This is a genomic window from Corynebacterium breve (assembly GCF_030252165.1).
Classification (GTDB): Bacteria; Actinomycetota; Actinomycetes; order Mycobacteriales; family Mycobacteriaceae; genus Corynebacterium; species Corynebacterium breve.
Map to the genome: position 1 here is coordinate 790,747 of NZ_CP126969.1, position 14,972 is coordinate 805,718.

16 protein-coding genes are annotated in these 14,972 nt (G+C 57.7%); 9 read left to right on the top strand and 7 right to left on the bottom strand.

Annotated features, from left to right (window positions below; genetic code table 11):
• Positions 1–92: 92 nt before the first annotated feature.
• The 4 genes from dapD to QP027_RS03990 form a co-directional block, all read right to left on the bottom strand.
• Positions 93–1,034, bottom strand: a complete 942-nt coding sequence (dapD, locus tag QP027_RS03975) for a 2,3,4,5-tetrahydropyridine-2,6-dicarboxylate N-succinyltransferase (protein WP_284826171.1) — start codon at positions 1,032–1,034, stop codon at positions 93–95.
• A 5-nt stretch (positions 1,035–1,039) separates the two neighbouring features.
• Positions 1,040–2,413 carry an amino acid permease gene (locus QP027_RS03980; protein WP_284826173.1) on the bottom strand — a complete coding sequence of 458 codons (1,374 nt, stop codon included), beginning with the start codon at positions 2,411–2,413 and terminating at the stop codon, positions 1,040–1,042.
• A 43-nt stretch (positions 2,414–2,456) separates the two neighbouring features.
• Positions 2,457–3,839, bottom strand: a complete 1,383-nt coding sequence (locus QP027_RS03985; protein ID WP_284826175.1) for an amino acid permease — start codon at positions 3,837–3,839, stop codon at positions 2,457–2,459.
• 135 nt (positions 3,840–3,974) lie between these two features.
• Positions 3,975–4,913, bottom strand: coding sequence for a 2,3,4,5-tetrahydropyridine-2,6-dicarboxylate N-succinyltransferase (locus tag QP027_RS03990; RefSeq protein WP_284826176.1), 939 nt, complete (start codon positions 4,911–4,913; stop codon positions 3,975–3,977).
• Between the two features lie 221 nt (positions 4,914–5,134).
• Between QP027_RS03990 and QP027_RS03995 the strand changes: the two genes are divergently transcribed.
• The 6 genes from QP027_RS03995 to QP027_RS04020 are packed head-to-tail and all read left to right on the top strand — an operon-like array spanning position 5,135 to position 8,994.
• A complete protein-coding gene (locus QP027_RS03995) occupies positions 5,135–5,950 on the top strand; it encodes an LOG family protein (protein ID WP_284826177.1) in 816 nt (271 codons plus the stop codon).
• A gap of 35 nt (positions 5,951–5,985) precedes the next feature.
• A complete protein-coding gene (gene folP / locus QP027_RS04000; protein WP_284826913.1) occupies positions 5,986–6,798 on the top strand; it encodes a dihydropteroate synthase in 813 nt (270 codons plus the stop codon).
• An 8-nt stretch (positions 6,799–6,806) separates the two neighbouring features.
• Positions 6,807–7,553 (top strand): glucosyl-3-phosphoglycerate synthase, encoded by a 747-nt coding sequence (locus QP027_RS04005; protein WP_284826915.1) that lies wholly within the window; start codon positions 6,807–6,809, stop codon positions 7,551–7,553.
• Between the two features lie 5 nt (positions 7,554–7,558).
• A complete protein-coding gene (locus tag QP027_RS04010; protein WP_284826179.1) occupies positions 7,559–7,855 on the top strand; it encodes a cell division protein DivIVA in 297 nt (98 codons plus the stop codon).
• A gap of 42 nt (positions 7,856–7,897) precedes the next feature.
• Positions 7,898–8,068, top strand: coding sequence for a DUF3117 domain-containing protein (locus QP027_RS04015; protein ID WP_284826180.1), 171 nt, complete (start codon positions 7,898–7,900; stop codon positions 8,066–8,068).
• Positions 8,069–8,127: 59 nt separating this feature from the next.
• Complete coding sequence (locus QP027_RS04020; protein WP_284826182.1) at positions 8,128–8,994, top strand: class I SAM-dependent methyltransferase; 867 nt, start codon at positions 8,128–8,130, stop codon at positions 8,992–8,994.
• On the opposite strand, the gene QP027_RS04025 is transcribed toward QP027_RS04020, so the two are convergent.
• Together QP027_RS04025 and glgA are read right to left on the bottom strand one after the other, a co-directional pair.
• On the bottom strand, positions 8,991–10,373 hold the full coding sequence (locus QP027_RS04025) for a GH32 C-terminal domain-containing protein (protein ID WP_284826184.1): 1,383 nt from the start codon (positions 10,371–10,373) through the stop codon (positions 8,991–8,993). The genes QP027_RS04020 and QP027_RS04025 overlap by 4 nt on opposite strands.
• 20 nt (positions 10,374–10,393) lie before the next feature.
• Positions 10,394–11,548 carry a glycogen synthase gene (gene glgA / locus QP027_RS04030; protein ID WP_284826186.1) on the bottom strand — a complete coding sequence of 385 codons (1,155 nt, stop codon included), beginning with the start codon at positions 11,546–11,548 and terminating at the stop codon, positions 10,394–10,396.
• 164 nt (positions 11,549–11,712) lie between these two features.
• Here glgA and glgC point away from each other — a divergent pair, with 164 nt between their 5' ends.
• The gene (gene glgC, locus QP027_RS04035; protein ID WP_284826187.1) at positions 11,713–12,930 is read left to right on the top strand and encodes a glucose-1-phosphate adenylyltransferase; all 1,218 of its coding nucleotides are present in this window, start codon (positions 11,713–11,715) and stop codon (positions 12,928–12,930) included.
• A gap of 121 nt (positions 12,931–13,051) precedes the next feature.
• Here glgC and QP027_RS04040 read toward each other — a convergent pair whose 3' ends face one another.
• Complete coding sequence (locus QP027_RS04040; protein ID WP_284826189.1) at positions 13,052–13,699, bottom strand: O-methyltransferase; 648 nt, start codon at positions 13,697–13,699, stop codon at positions 13,052–13,054.
• Positions 13,700–13,827: 128 nt separating this feature from the next.
• Between QP027_RS04040 and sigE the strand changes: the two genes are divergently transcribed.
• Both sigE and QP027_RS04050 read left to right on the top strand, forming a co-directional pair.
• Positions 13,828–14,463 carry an RNA polymerase sigma factor SigE gene (gene sigE / locus QP027_RS04045; protein ID WP_284826191.1) on the top strand — a complete coding sequence of 212 codons (636 nt, stop codon included), beginning with the start codon at positions 13,828–13,830 and terminating at the stop codon, positions 14,461–14,463.
• A gap of 106 nt (positions 14,464–14,569) precedes the next feature.
• Positions 14,570–14,968: an anti-sigma factor family protein gene (locus tag QP027_RS04050; RefSeq protein WP_284826192.1), complete on the top strand. Its 399-nt coding sequence runs from the start codon at positions 14,570–14,572 to the stop codon at positions 14,966–14,968.
• Positions 14,969–14,972 lie beyond the last annotated feature (4 nt).

The following is a 14,972-nucleotide window of genomic DNA, read 5'->3' on the forward strand; positions in this document are numbered from 1 at the left end:
CCGTGCACACATTTGCGGTGACAACCCGAGCGCCTGCAGAGATACTGAAATCTGTTGGGAATGGGCGCTCGGGGGGCCTGTTCCTACACGCGTTAGCGCATGGCTCCCTGGGTCTCCATGACTTCGACGGAACCCGTGACAGAGTTACGACGGAACATCACATTCGAGGCACCGGAGAGCTCCAACGCCCGCATGCGCGTGGAACTAGGAACTCCCACTGCCTCTGCCGCCTTCCCGAAGACGGAAACCTTGGTGCCTGAGGTGACGTAAAGTCCGGCTTCAACCACGCAGTCGTCGCCAAGCGAAATCCCTACACCTGCATTGGCGCCCAGTAGACAGCGCGCGCCGATGGTAATCGATTCCTTGCTGCCTGGCAGAGTGCCCATAATGGATGCGCCGCCACCAATCTCCGTGCCTTCGCCGACGACGACTCCGGTGGAAATGCGGCCTTCGACGGTCACTGCGCCAAGGGTACCTGCGTTGAAGTTAACAAATCCCTCGTGCATCACGGTGGTGCCGGGAGCTAGGTAGGCACCTAGGCGAACACGGTCAGCATCACCTATTGTGACATCGTCGGGCACGACGTAATCGACCATGCGCGGGAACTTGTCCACCGCGAAGACAGTCACTGGACCTTTGCCTGCCAAGCGACCACGTACCATCTGGAAGTCGGCCACGGCGCACGGTCCGTAGTTGGTCCACACCACGGTAGATAGTCGAGTGTGGATTCCGGTGACATTCGCCTCGTGTGGCTTGATCAACCGGTGAGAAAGAAGATGCAGGCGGAGGTAGGCGTCATAAGCATCAACCGGCGGGTTGGACAAGTCTTGGATCGACGTGGCTACGGGAATGCGTGCCACGCCACGATCCTCATCTGGCCCCTCCAACTTGGCAAACTGCTGAGGCGCCGTCTCAAGCCTCTCAGTGCCCGTTGCAGAAACCGGTTCATTGAGCTTTGGTGCTGGATACCACACGTCGAGGACGGTTCCGTCGTAGGTGACAGTGGCGATGCCGCGTGCAAATGCAGAAATCATGAAGGCTACTTTGCGTCCTTTTTACCCGTAATTCTGGTGATTCCGGACAGTATAGCCAAGCCTGCAGTCAGAGCCAGTACCGAAACGATCTGGGAGCGCGCGGAGTCGTCGAGAAGCATGAGAAGCGTAAGGCACGCAAGCGCCACCACCGACACCCACGGCAGCCAAGGCCAGCCCTTGAACTCAACCGTGGTGATTTCGTTGTTCGCTTTCAGCTCAGGGTGCAGCTTGATGTAGCTCAGCGCGATCATGAACCAGACTACAACCAGCACGCCACCCACAGCGTTGAGCAGGAAGTCCAGCAAGCCTTCGGGATTCCAGTACTGCAGGCCCACCGAAATGAACGCGAAGATCATCGAGAGCACGACCGAGTTGATCGGCACGTTGTCGCGGTTGGCCACACCCAGGATCTTCGGCGCGTCCCCCTCACGGGCGAGGTCAAAGGCCATACGCGACGAAGCATAAATCTGCGCATTGAAGGCAGACAGCAGGGCCAGAACAATAACGGCCTCCATGAATCCCACAACGCCTGGCATATTAGCCATGGAGAGAACCTGGGTAAACGGCGACTCGGCCGCAGTTTCAGCGCTGTCAATCTGCGAGTAGGGGAGAACCAAGATGATGATTGCCACAGAGCCGATGTAGAACACCGAGATGCGCCAAATCACGCTGCGCACGGCGGTAGCGATCGACTTGGCTGGATTCTCTGACTCAGCGGCTGCAATGGTGACCAGCTCGATGCCACCAAACGCGAAGGCTACTGCGAGAAGTCCTGCAGCGATGCCAGGGATGCCGTTGGGGGCGAAGCCCGATTCAGCGATGTTTTCAAATCCGATGAATGGCTGGCCAGGAAGAAGACCCAGCCACAAGGCGGTGCCAATGAGGATGAAGCCGATGATTACGGCAACTTTGATAAATGAAAACCAAAACTCGAACTCGCCGAACCCGCGGACGCGGGCGAAGTTGACGATAGCGAAGAACACCACACAGACAAGCGCTGGGATCCAAGGATCGATGCCGAACCACGAACCCATAATCGCGGCAGCGCCGGTCATTTCGGCACCCAGCACCATGATCAGCATGAACCAGTACAGCCACCCCAAGGTGAAGCCTGCCCAGCCACCGAAGGCCTGGCGAGCGTAACTGGAAAATGAACCGGAGGAGGGGCGGGCCGCGGCCATTTCGCCGAGCATCTCCATGACCATGACAACGATGATCCCGGCGATGACATAAGCGATCAGCACGGCCGGACCAGCCGCACGAATGCCCACTCCAGTGCCAAGGAACAGGCCCGCGCCGATGGCGGAACCCAGACCCATCATCGTGAGGTGACGGGTCTTAAGGCCGCTACCGAGTTGAGTCGATGTTTGTTGTGCCAATTTGTTACTTACCTTTCACTGGCAAAGACTCGAAGCCGAGCCGTTACTGGGATTTCTGGGAACGCTGGACGACGAGGCCACAGACGACGATAAATGCCACCAAGACACTGACCGAGATGACTTGGACGCGTCCTGCGGGATCTGTGAGCATGAGGATGACAAGGGCGGCAACTACTGCAGCGGTAACCCAAGGGAGCCAAGGATAGCCCCACATGCGTACCTCGGTGATCTCGCCAGATCGTTCCAACTGCGGGTGAAGACGCACGTAGGAGAAGATAATCGCAAACCAAATGACAATCAGGCAACCGCCAACTGCATTGAGCAGGAAAGCGAGCAGGCCTGGAGGATTCCACCATTGCAGGCCGACGGAGACAAACGCGAAGAACACTGAAACCAGAACGCTGCGCACAGGAACACCTTGATGATTGGTCTTGCCAAACATTTTCGGCGCGTTCTTCTGATGAGCCAAGGCGTAGAGCAGGCGAGAGGACCCATAAAGCTGGGCGTTGAAAGCAGACAGCAAAGCAAGCGCAATTACTACTTCCATGATGCCGACGATGCCCGGGATGTTCGCTAGTGACAGAACTTGTGTGAACGGGGAATCGGCAGCAGAATCAGATCCGGCAATCTCGTTGAACGGGAGCAGCAAAATGATGACCAACACGGAACCGATGTAGAACACGGAAATGCGCCAGATGATGGATCGCATGGCGGAGTTCACCGAATCCTTCGGATTCTCCGACTCAGCCGCGGCGATGGTGACCAGCTCAATACCACCGAAAGCAAACGCGACTGCTAGCAGTGCCGTAGCCACGCCGGCAAAGCCATTTGGCATGAAGCCCACCGCTTCGATGTTGGACAACCAGACCGGGTCATGTGCCGGGAGCAGCCCGAAGATCAGCAGGATACCGATAACAAGGAAGATAGCGATAACAGCGACTTTGATCAGCGAGAACCAGAATTCGAACTCCCCGTAGCCCCGCACTGCGGCGAGATTGACCACGGTAAAGAAGAGCACTGCGACCAACGCTGGGATCCACGGGGCGATACCGAACCAACCGGCCATGATCGCGGATGCGCCCGTCATCTCAGCGCCCATGATCATGATCATCATGAACCAATACAGCCAGCCGACGGAAAAACCACCCCACGGACCGAAGGCCTGCTCGGCGTACGTGGAAAAAGAACCGGCGGACGGTCGGGCCGCGACCATTTCTGCCAGCATCTGCATGATGAGGACGGTGATGGCACCTGCGATGATATAGGCAATGATGACGGCTGGACCTGCCGCCTGGATTCCTACGCCAGTGCCAAGGAAAAGGCCTGCGCCAATTGCTGAGCCCAAACCCATCATTGTTAAGTGGCGGGTCTTAAGCCCACGTTTCAGTCCCGATTCTTCAACGGGGAGCTGTTCCTGTTCTGTCATAAGTTCACTGTATCGCCAGTCACCGTGAACATTGGATTCCGGTCGCCTAAAACGAACGGACTCACGACGATGCGTTAGCACCGGAGAAACGTGGACACGAGGCTAGCGCAAAACGAATGAACAGCTCTGGCGAACTTAGACCCAGCGCAGAACCGGGATGTCGAAGTTTGGCTCTGTATTAATGGACCAGTTGGACTTGCCGGACAAGTCGAGTGCAGAGACCGTCTCGCCGGATTGAGCATCATGAACCATCGTGGTCGGCTCAAGCATGACGTTGGTGCCAAGCGTGCAGTTGTCGCCCATCTCGATGCCAAGCAAACCCGCGGACGGTTTCATGGTGCAGTTCTTGCCAAGGTGGAGTGGAACTCGGTTATGGCCTTCGTCGTGAAGCGCGAGGATTGTTGCAGAGAGTCCTACATCGGTGCCTTCGCCGACGACGACGGAGGAGGACAGGCGCCCCTCGATGCGGGATGCGCCGAGTGACCCCGCGTTGTAGGAGACATAGCCTTCACGCAAGACATTGGTGCCAGGCGCGAGGTAAGCGCCCAAGCGAACGCGCTCGGCCTCAGCAATAGACACGCCGGCTGGGACAACATAGTCAACCATACGAGGCAGGCGTTCGATGCCGTAGACATGGATCAGTCCGCGGGTGCGCAGGACGCCGCGGACAAATTCGAAGTTGTCGGGAAGGCATGGGCCCTTGTTGGTCCATACGACCGGAACGAGGTGCTCCAGCAAGTCTTCCATATTCAACTCGAGGGGCTTAATGATGCGGTGGGAGAGCAGGTGCAGTCGGAGGTAGACATCGTGGGCGTCAACAGGTGGTTGGCTGAGATCGGCGATAGTTGTGCGAACTGCCACTTGTTCGACCATGCGGTCTTCGTCAAGGCGAACCAGTTGCAACAGGCGCGCCGGCAAGTGATTTGCGCCTAGGCGGTGTGATCCGGAGACCAGGCCCTGTGCTTCTTCTCCTTCGATAAGTTCAGGATCTGGGTACCACGTATCCAGGATCGTGCCGTCCATGCCAATGTTGGCGATACCAATTGCGTGCGCTCCGACAGTCATGTCCCTCATTCTAGGTGGTGAACAGTGTTCAAGCATGTTCTCTGCGGAAGGCCCACGCGGTTCGGATGGACGGAAGTGCGCAGGTTCTCTAGTCTTGAAGTTCCAGCTGTTCATCTTGCAGCTTTGGTGATCTTGGAGTGTTGTCGAAAGATCACGTTGGCTGGCCGCCTTACGTACTTTGTGGCGGACCAGCACATTGCCCTCCATTGTCCAAACGAAAGAGCTTCCCAGTGGCACCTGAAATCACGCCGCAGCCATCGAAACGCCGCCTTCTACGGGGTCCATTGCTTCTGCGCAACGATGACACAGAAGGATCGACCTTTGACCAGCGTCTATTGGAAGCAGGTGCAGATCATGATTGGAAACATGCTGATCCGTGGCGCATTCTCCGTATCCAAAGCGAATTTGTTTCTGGCTTCGACGCGCTGACCGACCTACCTAAGGCAGTCACTGTCTTTGGCTCCGCTCGCTTGAACGAAGGCACCCCGGAGTACGAACAGTCTCGACAGCTTGGCGCAGCGCTTGTTGAAGCTGGATACGCCGTGATCACTGGCGGGGGTCCGGGATTGATGGAAGGCCCGAATCGAGGAGCGCACGAGGCCGAGGGCCTCTCTGTTGGCCTCGGCATCGAGCTACCTCACGAGCAGCGTTTGAATGACTGGGTCGACGTGGGTATCAACTTCCGATACTTCTTCGTGCGCAAGACGATGTTCCTGAAATACTCTCAAGCTTTCATCACTCTGCCAGGTGGTTTTGGCACGATGGATGAGCTCTTCGAGGTGCTGTGCATGGTCCAGACCGGGAAAGTGACCAACTACCCGATCGTGCTGATGGGCGTGGACTTCTGGTCGCCACTGGTCGAATGGATCGAAACTCAGCTCAAGGGCCGCGGTCTCATTTCCCCAGAAGACACCGAGCTGTTCCTGTTGACCGACTCCATCGAAGAGGCTGTGAACCACATCGTCGAAGCACATAAAGTTATGCCCGACGGCCGACTCACCGGGAACAAGGATTCCCTCGACGAGGCACAAAAGTACGCCGAGTAAAACCAGTGTCAGATCCACATAATCTGGCCAAGGTGATGGCCATCGTCAACCGGACACCCGATTCCTTTTACGACAAAGGAAAAACGTTTGGCATTGACGCAGCTCTTTCACGTTGTGACGAAGTGATCGCCCAGGGCGCTACGATCATCGACGTGGGAGGGGTCAAAGCGGGCCCTGGTGACAATGTCGATGTGCCCGAGGAAATCGACCGTGTAGTCCCGTTGATCGCAGCGGTTCGCCAACGCTACCCAGACGTGACGATTTCTGTGGACACCTGGCGCGCAGACGTTGCCGAACACGCCATCGCAGCGGGTGCCACTTTAATCAATGACACATGGGCGGGCTGGGACTCGGAGCTCATCGAAGTAGCCGGACAACACCACGTGGGCTATGTGTGTTCTCACACTGGGGGAGTGGTCCCTCGCACACGTCCGCACCGGGTCCACTTTGATGATGTCGTGCGCGACGTGATCGAGGAAACCACAGCACTCGCAGAAAAGGCTGTGTCCTGTGGTGTTCCAGAACAAGCCGTTTTTATCGATCCGACGCACGACTTTGGCAAGAACACATTTCATGGCTTGGAGCTGCTGCGCCGCATCGACGAGGTGGTCGCTACTGGGTGGCCGGTGCTGATGGCGTTGTCAAACAAGGACTTCGTGGGCGAAACCTTGGATCGTCCCGTAGGGGATCGAGTCGCCGGAACCCTCGCGGCCACCGCGTGGTCAGCGGCCCGTGGTGTGGCGGCGTTTCGCGTCCACGAAGTCAAGGAAACTATGGATGTCATCCGCATGACGGCTGCCATCCAAGGTCATGTACCCCCGGCTCACACCATTCGAGGCTTGGCATGAACGCGCCTCTGACAGTCTCTGTTGTTATCCCTGCGCTGAATGAGGAAGCTACGGTGGCCGATGTTGTCCGAGCGGTCCTTGTAGACAACCCGCTGGAAGTCCTGGTCATAGATTCGTCGTCAAGCGATGCAACAGCATCCAAAGCACAGGCGGCAGGGGCGACGGTGCTGTCGTGGAGCGATATCGCACCTGAGATCCCAACTCGTCCAGGGAAAGGCGAGGCGTTGTGGCGTGGGGTGAAGGCTGCGCGAGGCGACGTCGTTGTGTTCGTGGATGCTGACCTCACTGAAGTTCCGCCTCACGTCGTTTCGCGGCTCGCATTACCGCTGCAGGATCCGCAGGTCCACATGGTCAAGGCGGACTATGCCAGGACTCTCGATGGGGCCCCATCTGGAGGCGGGCGGGTCACCGAGCTCACGGCCAAGCCCCTCCTGCGTACGTACTTTCCTGCGATTAGCCACATCAATCAGCCGCTTGCTGGCGAATACGCTTTACGACGATCCACTGCCCTCGACGTCCCCTTCATCAGTGGGTACGGCGTTGAATCCGGGCTGCTCATCGACATCAGCGAGCGCTGCGGAGGGTCCGCGATTACCCAGGTAGATTTGGGCACACGCTCACATCGGAATCGGCCACTCGCGGAGTTAGGGCCGATGGCGCAAGTTGTTGCCCACAGCATCCTTGGACGTGCGGGAGTGCTTCCGGAAGAAGTCGCAGTACCTGATCAACGGCCAGCCTGGAACACGCTAGGATAACGGTTATGTTTTCGTGGATTCTGCTCATCGTCATCGTTGCAGCTGTTGCTGTTTTCGGCACCTGGGTGTTCGGCCGGATGTTTGGCCGAGGCGAGCTCTTGCCTCCGATGGAGGAGACACAGGATGTCATCGCCTCTAACCGTAAAGCGATCGAAGAGAACCGAGTTGAGGACGTTCGCCTTGAGGTCGTGCCACGCGGCTACCGCCAAGATCAGGTGGACGCTTTGATCGCACAACTACTTGATCGTGCTTCTGCCAGCGCAAACGACGACCTTGAACCGCTAGTCGACAAAAAGAAGTAGAATAGGTAGGGTAAATCGTTTGCAGTGAAGGAGTTTGATCCAATGGCAGCAATGAAGCCACGGACCGGAAACGGCCCGATGGAAGCGGTGGAAGAATCCCGAAAGATCGTTATGCGCATCCCATCCGATGGTGGCGGTCGTCTGGTCGTAGAGATGAGCAAGGAAGAGGCTGCCGAGTTGGGCGCGCTGCTCGTCGCTGCTGCAGAAGCATAAACTTCATAACAATCTAGGCAAATCGTTCGCTCGCGAAGAGAACCGGTAGGCTGCTTAACATGCTCAACCATGTTATTGACTTGCTCGCAGATCCTGCCGATCTTACTCCACTTTCCGGGGCGGACGATTTTTCGCGTTTAGTGTCCGAAAGCGGGCATTCTTTCGACGTGGCAAAACAGGGCTACGTCACTCTTGCCGCGGGTGCTGGGATCAAGCACCAAGGCGATGATGCTGCCATGGTTGCAGCGCGCGAAACTTTCCTCTCCCAGGGTCACTTTGCCCCTTTCGTCGAGGCTGTGACTGACGCGGTACACGAAGTATTCGATGAAACGCTTTCCGACGAAGTCCGCACCCCCGCAATCCTCGAAGTGGGCGCTGGCACCGGCTACTACTTGTCCCATACTTTGGATGACGTCGAAGGCGCTGTGGGCATCGGCCTTGACACATCCGTCCCGGCGGCGAAACTCCTTGCCAAAGCCCATCCGCGAATCGGCGCTGTGGTTGCGGACGTGTGGCAACGCCTGCCCATCCGCAACAACGTACTGAATGCGATTACCGTGGTCTTCGCCCCACGAAATCCGGCCGAATTCGCACGAGTGCTTGCCGACGACGGCCAAGTAGTAGTCCTGACTGCAGACCCCGGCCACCTCGACGAGCTTCGCGACCCACTGGGCATTTTGTCAGTCGAAGACGGCAAAGTCGAGCGAATGATCGAGCAGGCCGCAGGCTATCTCGCGCCGGTAGGTGATCCGGAACTCATCGAGTTCCCCATGACGCTTGACCGTGACTCCATTGCTGCCCAGGTTGGCATGAGTCCATCTGCACGCCACATCGACCCAGCAGATCTTGCGGTACGACTAAGCGCCCTTCCTGACACGATGACTGTGACAGCAAGGGCGCAGCTCACGCGCTTGGCAAAGAGCTAGTTGCCTCGACGCCATTCGCTATGAATGGTTGCGTCTTCGCTGGCGCGCACGCGGATCCCGTGGATGCCGTTGTGTGGCCAGATGCGGCTAGCCATGACCACGGCGCCACCCCCGGCGTAGACCTCGAGGGTGTTGCCGTCGACGACGATGGAAATGTTGTCCTCGTCATCGTCGGCAAGCGGTGCCGTAGCTGGCGCGTCTTTTCCGCGGTCTAGTGACAGTTGGTCGCCGGAATGGACGACTGTTGCCACGACATTGTCGTCACCGTCGATAATTTCTGCGCGGACCTCGGCGCCCGATGGAATCTCACACAAAGCCGTCCAGAACTTCGCGTGCTCCGACGCTGCAATCGCGTCGGGCAGGCCACGGGCCGGGGTTTGGTAGAGTTTGCCGCCCTGCAAGGTGACCACGCGAGGGAGGGACAACGTGTTTGCCCAGCCTTCGGCTTCCCACGAAGGCTGGGTGGTTGCGTCGTCGCCACGCCCGATGCCATTAAACAGGCCGAAGATGAATGCCTCGGCGTAGCGCCGTTCTTCAGAGACAGTGCCAGCAGTGAGGTTGGTGTTGCGGGGGCGGGTGAAATCGTGCCCAAAGTCGACTCGTTGGAATGGTGTAGCCACGGTAAATTCCGCGCCACTGAGCTGGCCGACGATATATCCCGAGTGGTCCAGGCCGTCACGCTCGAGCGTGAGGAGGAGAAGGTCGTAGATTTCTTGGTCTACCTCGTCGCGCAAACGAATGATACGAGGCGAAACCATGATCGGATCGTCAGGAAGACCAGTATCGCCGACGAATGTCAGCGCATCGAGCAGTTCCCAGTCTTTGCCATCAGGAGATTCCAGGACTACTGGAACTGGTGCGTCTGACTCGCCGGAGCTGGTCACCATGAGCCAGCCCGAGTGTCCCTGATCGCGATCATCCGCGGATTCCCAATCGGGAATCACACACGGGGAGCGGAACCGAGAGAACTCCTTGGAATCCGCGATAGCCACGCCCACCCGGTGGACTGAGGGATCTAGTGCCAACGGGTCTTCAGTGACTTCTGCGAGTCGGTCGACCTCATCGACGCGGGCAATCTGCACCGATGTGCCCGCTGCGGTGACAGAGGTGAAAAACAGGTCCGCGCCACCGTTATCAGCGACTACCGAGCCGGCAAGCACATCAATCTCTCCACCTTTTGGAGCGATGACGTCGGGGCAGACCATCCAATCGAATGGTCCTTCTTCACTCATTTGGTGGCCCCAGCGTGCAGGCTGGTCGGGCGCGGGGCGGTACTGATACAGCATGTGCCAGTTGTCGCCGTCGCGCAGCATGCCAGCTGCGGCTTCCAGTATTCCGTTTTCTGCGGTGACGTGGAGTTCAGGTCGAAGCGAAGTCAATAGAAATCCTTCCTCTCGAACTAGATCAAGGACTTGTAGATGTCCACGGTTTGCTGTGCGATGGTTGCCCACGAGAACTTGTCCTTGGCGCGCGCCAATCCAGCCTTGGCAAAAGTCTCGGTCTTGTCCTTGTCGGCTACGAGCGCGTTGACAGCCTCGGCGATATCGCGTTCGAATGTTTCAATGTCGTTCTCGTCGTAGTGGACCAAAGTACCAGTTTCGCCGTCAACGACGACCTCAGGAATGCCACCGACATCGGATGCGACCACGGCGGTTTGGCAGGCCATTGCTTCAAGGTTCACAATGCCCAGTGGCTCATAGATCGAAGGACATACGAAAACATCAGCAATGGAGTAGATCTCCCGGATCTTCTCCGAAGGGAGCATGTCTTGGACCCAGATGATGCCCTCGCGGGTCTGCTGGAGTTCTTCGACAAGTGCCTTGGTACGCTCAGCGATCTCTGGGGTATCCGGTGCGCCAGCGCACAGGACCAGCTGTACGTCGGGATCGAAGTGCCGGGCGGCCTTAATCAAGTGCTCCACGCCCTTCTGGCGGGTGATACGGCCGACGAATGCAGCAATCGGGCGGGAAGGGTCTACGCCGATTTCCTCCGCGATTGTGCCTGTGGTCGGGTACCACTTCGCGGTATCAATGCCGTTGAGAACGACATGGATGCGAGACTCGTCGATACGTGGGTAGGCCTCAAGGATGGATTTCTTCATACCCGCCGACACCGCAATAACAGCGTCTGCGTACTCCATCGCGTTCTTCTCGGACCACGAGGACACGTCGTAGCCGCCGCCGAGCTGCTCACGCTTCCACGGGCGGTCAGGCTCCAAGGAGTGAGCGGTTGCAACGTGCGGAATGCCATGCAGTTTGCCTGCGAGGTGTCCGCCCAGGCCTGCATACCAGGTGTGGGAGTGAACAACATCGATGTTGGATGCTGCATGGGCCATACGAAGACCCGTGGAAAGGGTCTTAATTGCGCCGTTTGCGTCTTCCAGCATTGGGTCGACGCCGTGTACGTACACGCCTTCCTTGTCGCGTGGTGCGCCCATGCAGTGGACATCGACTTCCACGATCTCACGCATGAAACGGGTGAGTTCTGTGACGTGAACTCCTGCGCCACCGTAGACCTCAGGTGGGTATTCTCTGGACATCATTCCGACTCTCATGCCTCCGATACTAGAGACGAAAACTGATCGGTGCAGATACCCATGGGGGCGGATGTTCCCTAAATGCCCCCTTGTTACCCCAAGTGCTACTAAAAGTGTGATGTTTTCGGAGTGATAGCAATTTTCCCCTGCAAAGTGCCGGGGAAAACAATAAGCTAGATAACGTGAAGACTAAGCCAAATGTTCTAGCCATTGTTCTTGCGGGTGGTGAAGGCAAGCGCCTTTTCCCCCTCACCGCTGACCGCGCAAAGCCAGCTGTACCTTTTGGCGGTAACTACCGCCTAGTCGACTTCGTATTGTCGAACTTGGTCAACGCAGGCTTTCTCAAAATCGCCGTCCTGACCCAGTACAAGTCCCACTCGCTTGACCGCCACATTGCGACCGCATGGAACGTGTCCGGCCCAACCCCGCAGTACATCGCTTCCGTGCCAGCGCAGCAGCGCCGTGGCAAGCGCTGGTACAACGGCTCCGCCGACGCTATTGTCCAGTCCCTGAACCTGATCTACGACGAAAAGCCTGATTACGTCATCGTCTTCGGCGCAGACCACGTCTACCGGATGGATCCAGGCCAAATGCTGGAAGATCACATCGAGTCCGGCAAGGCGGCAACCGTTGCTGGTATTCGAGTGCCACGCGAAGAAGCTACCGCCTTTGGTGTCATCCAGGCTGATGACGATGGAACCATCACCGAGTTCTTGGAAAAGCCATCTGACCCTCCTGGGACTCCAGATGATCCAAACATGGCGTACGCGTCCATGGGTAACTACATCTTCTCCACTGAGGCACTGGTTCAGGCGCTGCTGGAAGACGAACAGAACGACGAGTCCGACCACGACATGGGCGGCGACATCATCCCTTACTTCGTCTCCAAGGGTGAGGCAAACGTCTACGACTTCTCTACAAACGAAGTCCCAGGCGCCACCGAGCGCGACAAGGGATACTGGCGCGACGTCGGTACCATCGACTCGTTCTACGAGGCACACATGGACCTGATCTCGGTTCACCCAATCTTTAACCTGTACAACAAGTCGTGGCCAATCCACTCCACCGAGGATGGCAACTTGCCTCCTGCGAAGTTCGTCCAGGGTGGTATCGCGCAGTCCTCGATGGTGTCCCCAGGTTCGATCATCTCGGGTGCAACTGTGCGTAACTCCGTCCTTGCCACCGACGTCCGCGTTGAAGAAGGCGCAACCGTTGAAGGTTCCGTGCTTCTTCCAGGCGTGCGTGTTGGTCGCGGCGCGGTTGTCCGCCATGCGATTCTGGACAAGAACGTCTACGTCTCCGATGGCGAGATCATCGGTGTCGACGCGGCACGGGACGAGGCACGCTTCAAGGTGTCCCCAGGCGGCGTTGTGGTCGTCGGAAAGAGCGAAGTGGTGTAGCTCTTTCGGCTAGAACCCGAATTGCAAAGCTCGAACGCCCTAGATCGCGCTTCTCGCTGGAGAAGGACGACTAGGGCGTTCGGGCTTTGGCGTTCGGAATGTGGCCAGGCCACCAAGAAAACTAGGCCTTGCGAACCACCATGGTGAGCCCCGCGCCAAGTGGCAGGCGCACAACCAACGCATCGTCAAGCGTGTCGACGAGCGCATCTGCTTCACGCGCAGCCTCTGTGTCGCGGTCCTTGCGGGTCTGGTCGGCCAAGGTGCCATCCAACAAAGCATCGGCAATGACCAACGCGCCGCCGGGGGTGAGCAGCGGAAACGCCTGGGAGATAATGGTGGGCAGGTCCATCGGCGCTACATCCGCATAAACAAGCTGGTAGGAGGAGGGCGCAAGGCGATGGATCACATCAACGGGGTTCGAGGTCAGGAAGCGGCCCCGTGATGGAGCAAAGCCCGCATCGCGGAACGCAGCCTTCGCGCGGGTCTGATGCTCCGCCTCCGGATCGATACATGTCACTGTCGTTTTGCCTGGGAGTCCGTTGAGTAGGTAGAGCCCAACCAAGCCGGCGGCTGGCGTGATCGCGATGGCGCCGCCGGAATCAGGGTGGGAGGTGGTGGCCGCCAAGCCACTAAGAAAACGGCCGGTCATGTCGTCGGGGACGTTGAGACGGAATTCGTCAGCGTCGGCACGTGCGGCGACTATCGCCTCGGCCTCTTCGGTGGAGGAGACGATGTACTCTTCGATGGCTTTATAGGCTGTATCACTCACACTGGCTATTCTAGGGAAAGTCCTTTCCGCAGGGGATTGCCACCCGCAGCGAGTTGGCAGGTTCCCTCACAGAATGCTTTTAACTCAATTTCTGGCTATTGAAAGTGAGATAGGGAACAATAGTTTCTATGACCACAGTTGAGAATCACCCTTTGGAGAGTGACTCTTCCATTTCCCTTGGTGCGGAGGAGCTCACCGGCACCGCAGCTTTCGACGCGGGTCAGGGAGATATGCCGTCGTGGTCCGAGCTGGTCGCTGAGCACGCTGATAGTGTTTACCGCCTCGCGTTCCGCCTTTCGGGTAACCAGCATGATGCCGAAGACTTGACACAAGAAACGTTTATGCGCGTCTTTCGCAGTCTGAAGAAGTATCAGCCTGGCACCTTTGAAGGTTGGCTGCACCGCATCACCACTAATCTCTTCTTGGACATGGTGCGCCACCGAAACAAAATCCGCATGGAGGCGTTGCCTGAAGATTATGAACGTGTCCCAGGCACTGACATGACACCGGAGCAGGCGTATTCGGTTTCCAACCTCGACCCTGCGTTGCAAGAAGCACTGGACGAGCTGAGTCCTGACTTCCGCGTAGCAGTTGTACTTTGTGACGTCGTCGGAATGAGCTACGAAGAAATCGCTGACACACTTGGGGTCAAGATGGGCACGGTGCGTTCGCGTATTCACCGCGGACGTTCGCAAATTCGTGAATCCCTCGAGGCACAGGCGAAAAACAACGAGGAAGTTCAAGTTCTTCTGCGCAGCCGTTAGACACTTGCCACACACTGAACCAGGCTCAACAGGTCGCCCAAATTAGAGGGTAGCCTGATACTTGACGGCATTAACCACAACTTTGTGCGCGGAGAGGAGCGAGTGCGTGGCATTGAAAAAGCAACACCACCCGGAGCGACGATCATTGCGCCGGCGCCTCCGTATTGAGATCGCCGCGGTGGAGCATCTTAGCCCTGAAGCGGTAGCGGCGTTCGTCGACGGCGAACTGTCCGAACGAGCTGCCCACCGAGCGCGCGTTCATGTTGTTCACTGCAAGGATTGCCGAGAAGAAGTTCATGACCAGCGCCGCGCCTCAGAGTATGTGCGTGGCAAGAACCTTGAAGCGTGCGTTCGAGCGCCCCGCGGACTTGTCGATCGATTGGCTAACCTTACCCAAGGTTCGGTGAAACCAGGACCGAGCGCGGAGTCAACACCATTGCCTGAGGCCGACGACGTGATGGATAAGATTGAGATGACTCTGCGCGCTTTCAAGCGTCGCGGCTAGGCAA

Coding starts and splice junctions, on each gene's coding strand:
- dapD (WP_284826171.1), bottom strand. CDS start 1,034: ATGATTTCTGCATTTGCACGCGGCATCGCCACTGTCACCTACGACGGA.
- QP027_RS03985 (WP_284826175.1), bottom strand. CDS start 3,839: ATGACAGAACAGGAACAGCTCCCCGTTGAAGAATCGGGACTGAAACGT.
- QP027_RS03990 (WP_284826176.1), bottom strand. CDS start 4,913: ATGAGGGACATGACTGTCGGAGCGCACGCAATTGGTATCGCCAACATT.
- folP (WP_284826913.1), top strand. CDS start 5,986: ATGGCCATCGTCAACCGGACACCCGATTCCTTTTACGACAAAGGAAAA.
- QP027_RS04010 (WP_284826179.1), top strand. CDS start 7,559: ATGTTTTCGTGGATTCTGCTCATCGTCATCGTTGCAGCTGTTGCTGTT.
- QP027_RS04015 (WP_284826180.1), top strand. CDS start 7,898: ATGGCAGCAATGAAGCCACGGACCGGAAACGGCCCGATGGAAGCGGTG.
- QP027_RS04020 (WP_284826182.1), top strand. CDS start 8,128: ATGCTCAACCATGTTATTGACTTGCTCGCAGATCCTGCCGATCTTACT.
- glgA (WP_284826186.1), bottom strand. CDS start 11,548: ATGAGAGTCGGAATGATGTCCAGAGAATACCCACCTGAGGTCTACGGT.
- sigE (WP_284826191.1), top strand. CDS start 13,828: ATGACCACAGTTGAGAATCACCCTTTGGAGAGTGACTCTTCCATTTCC.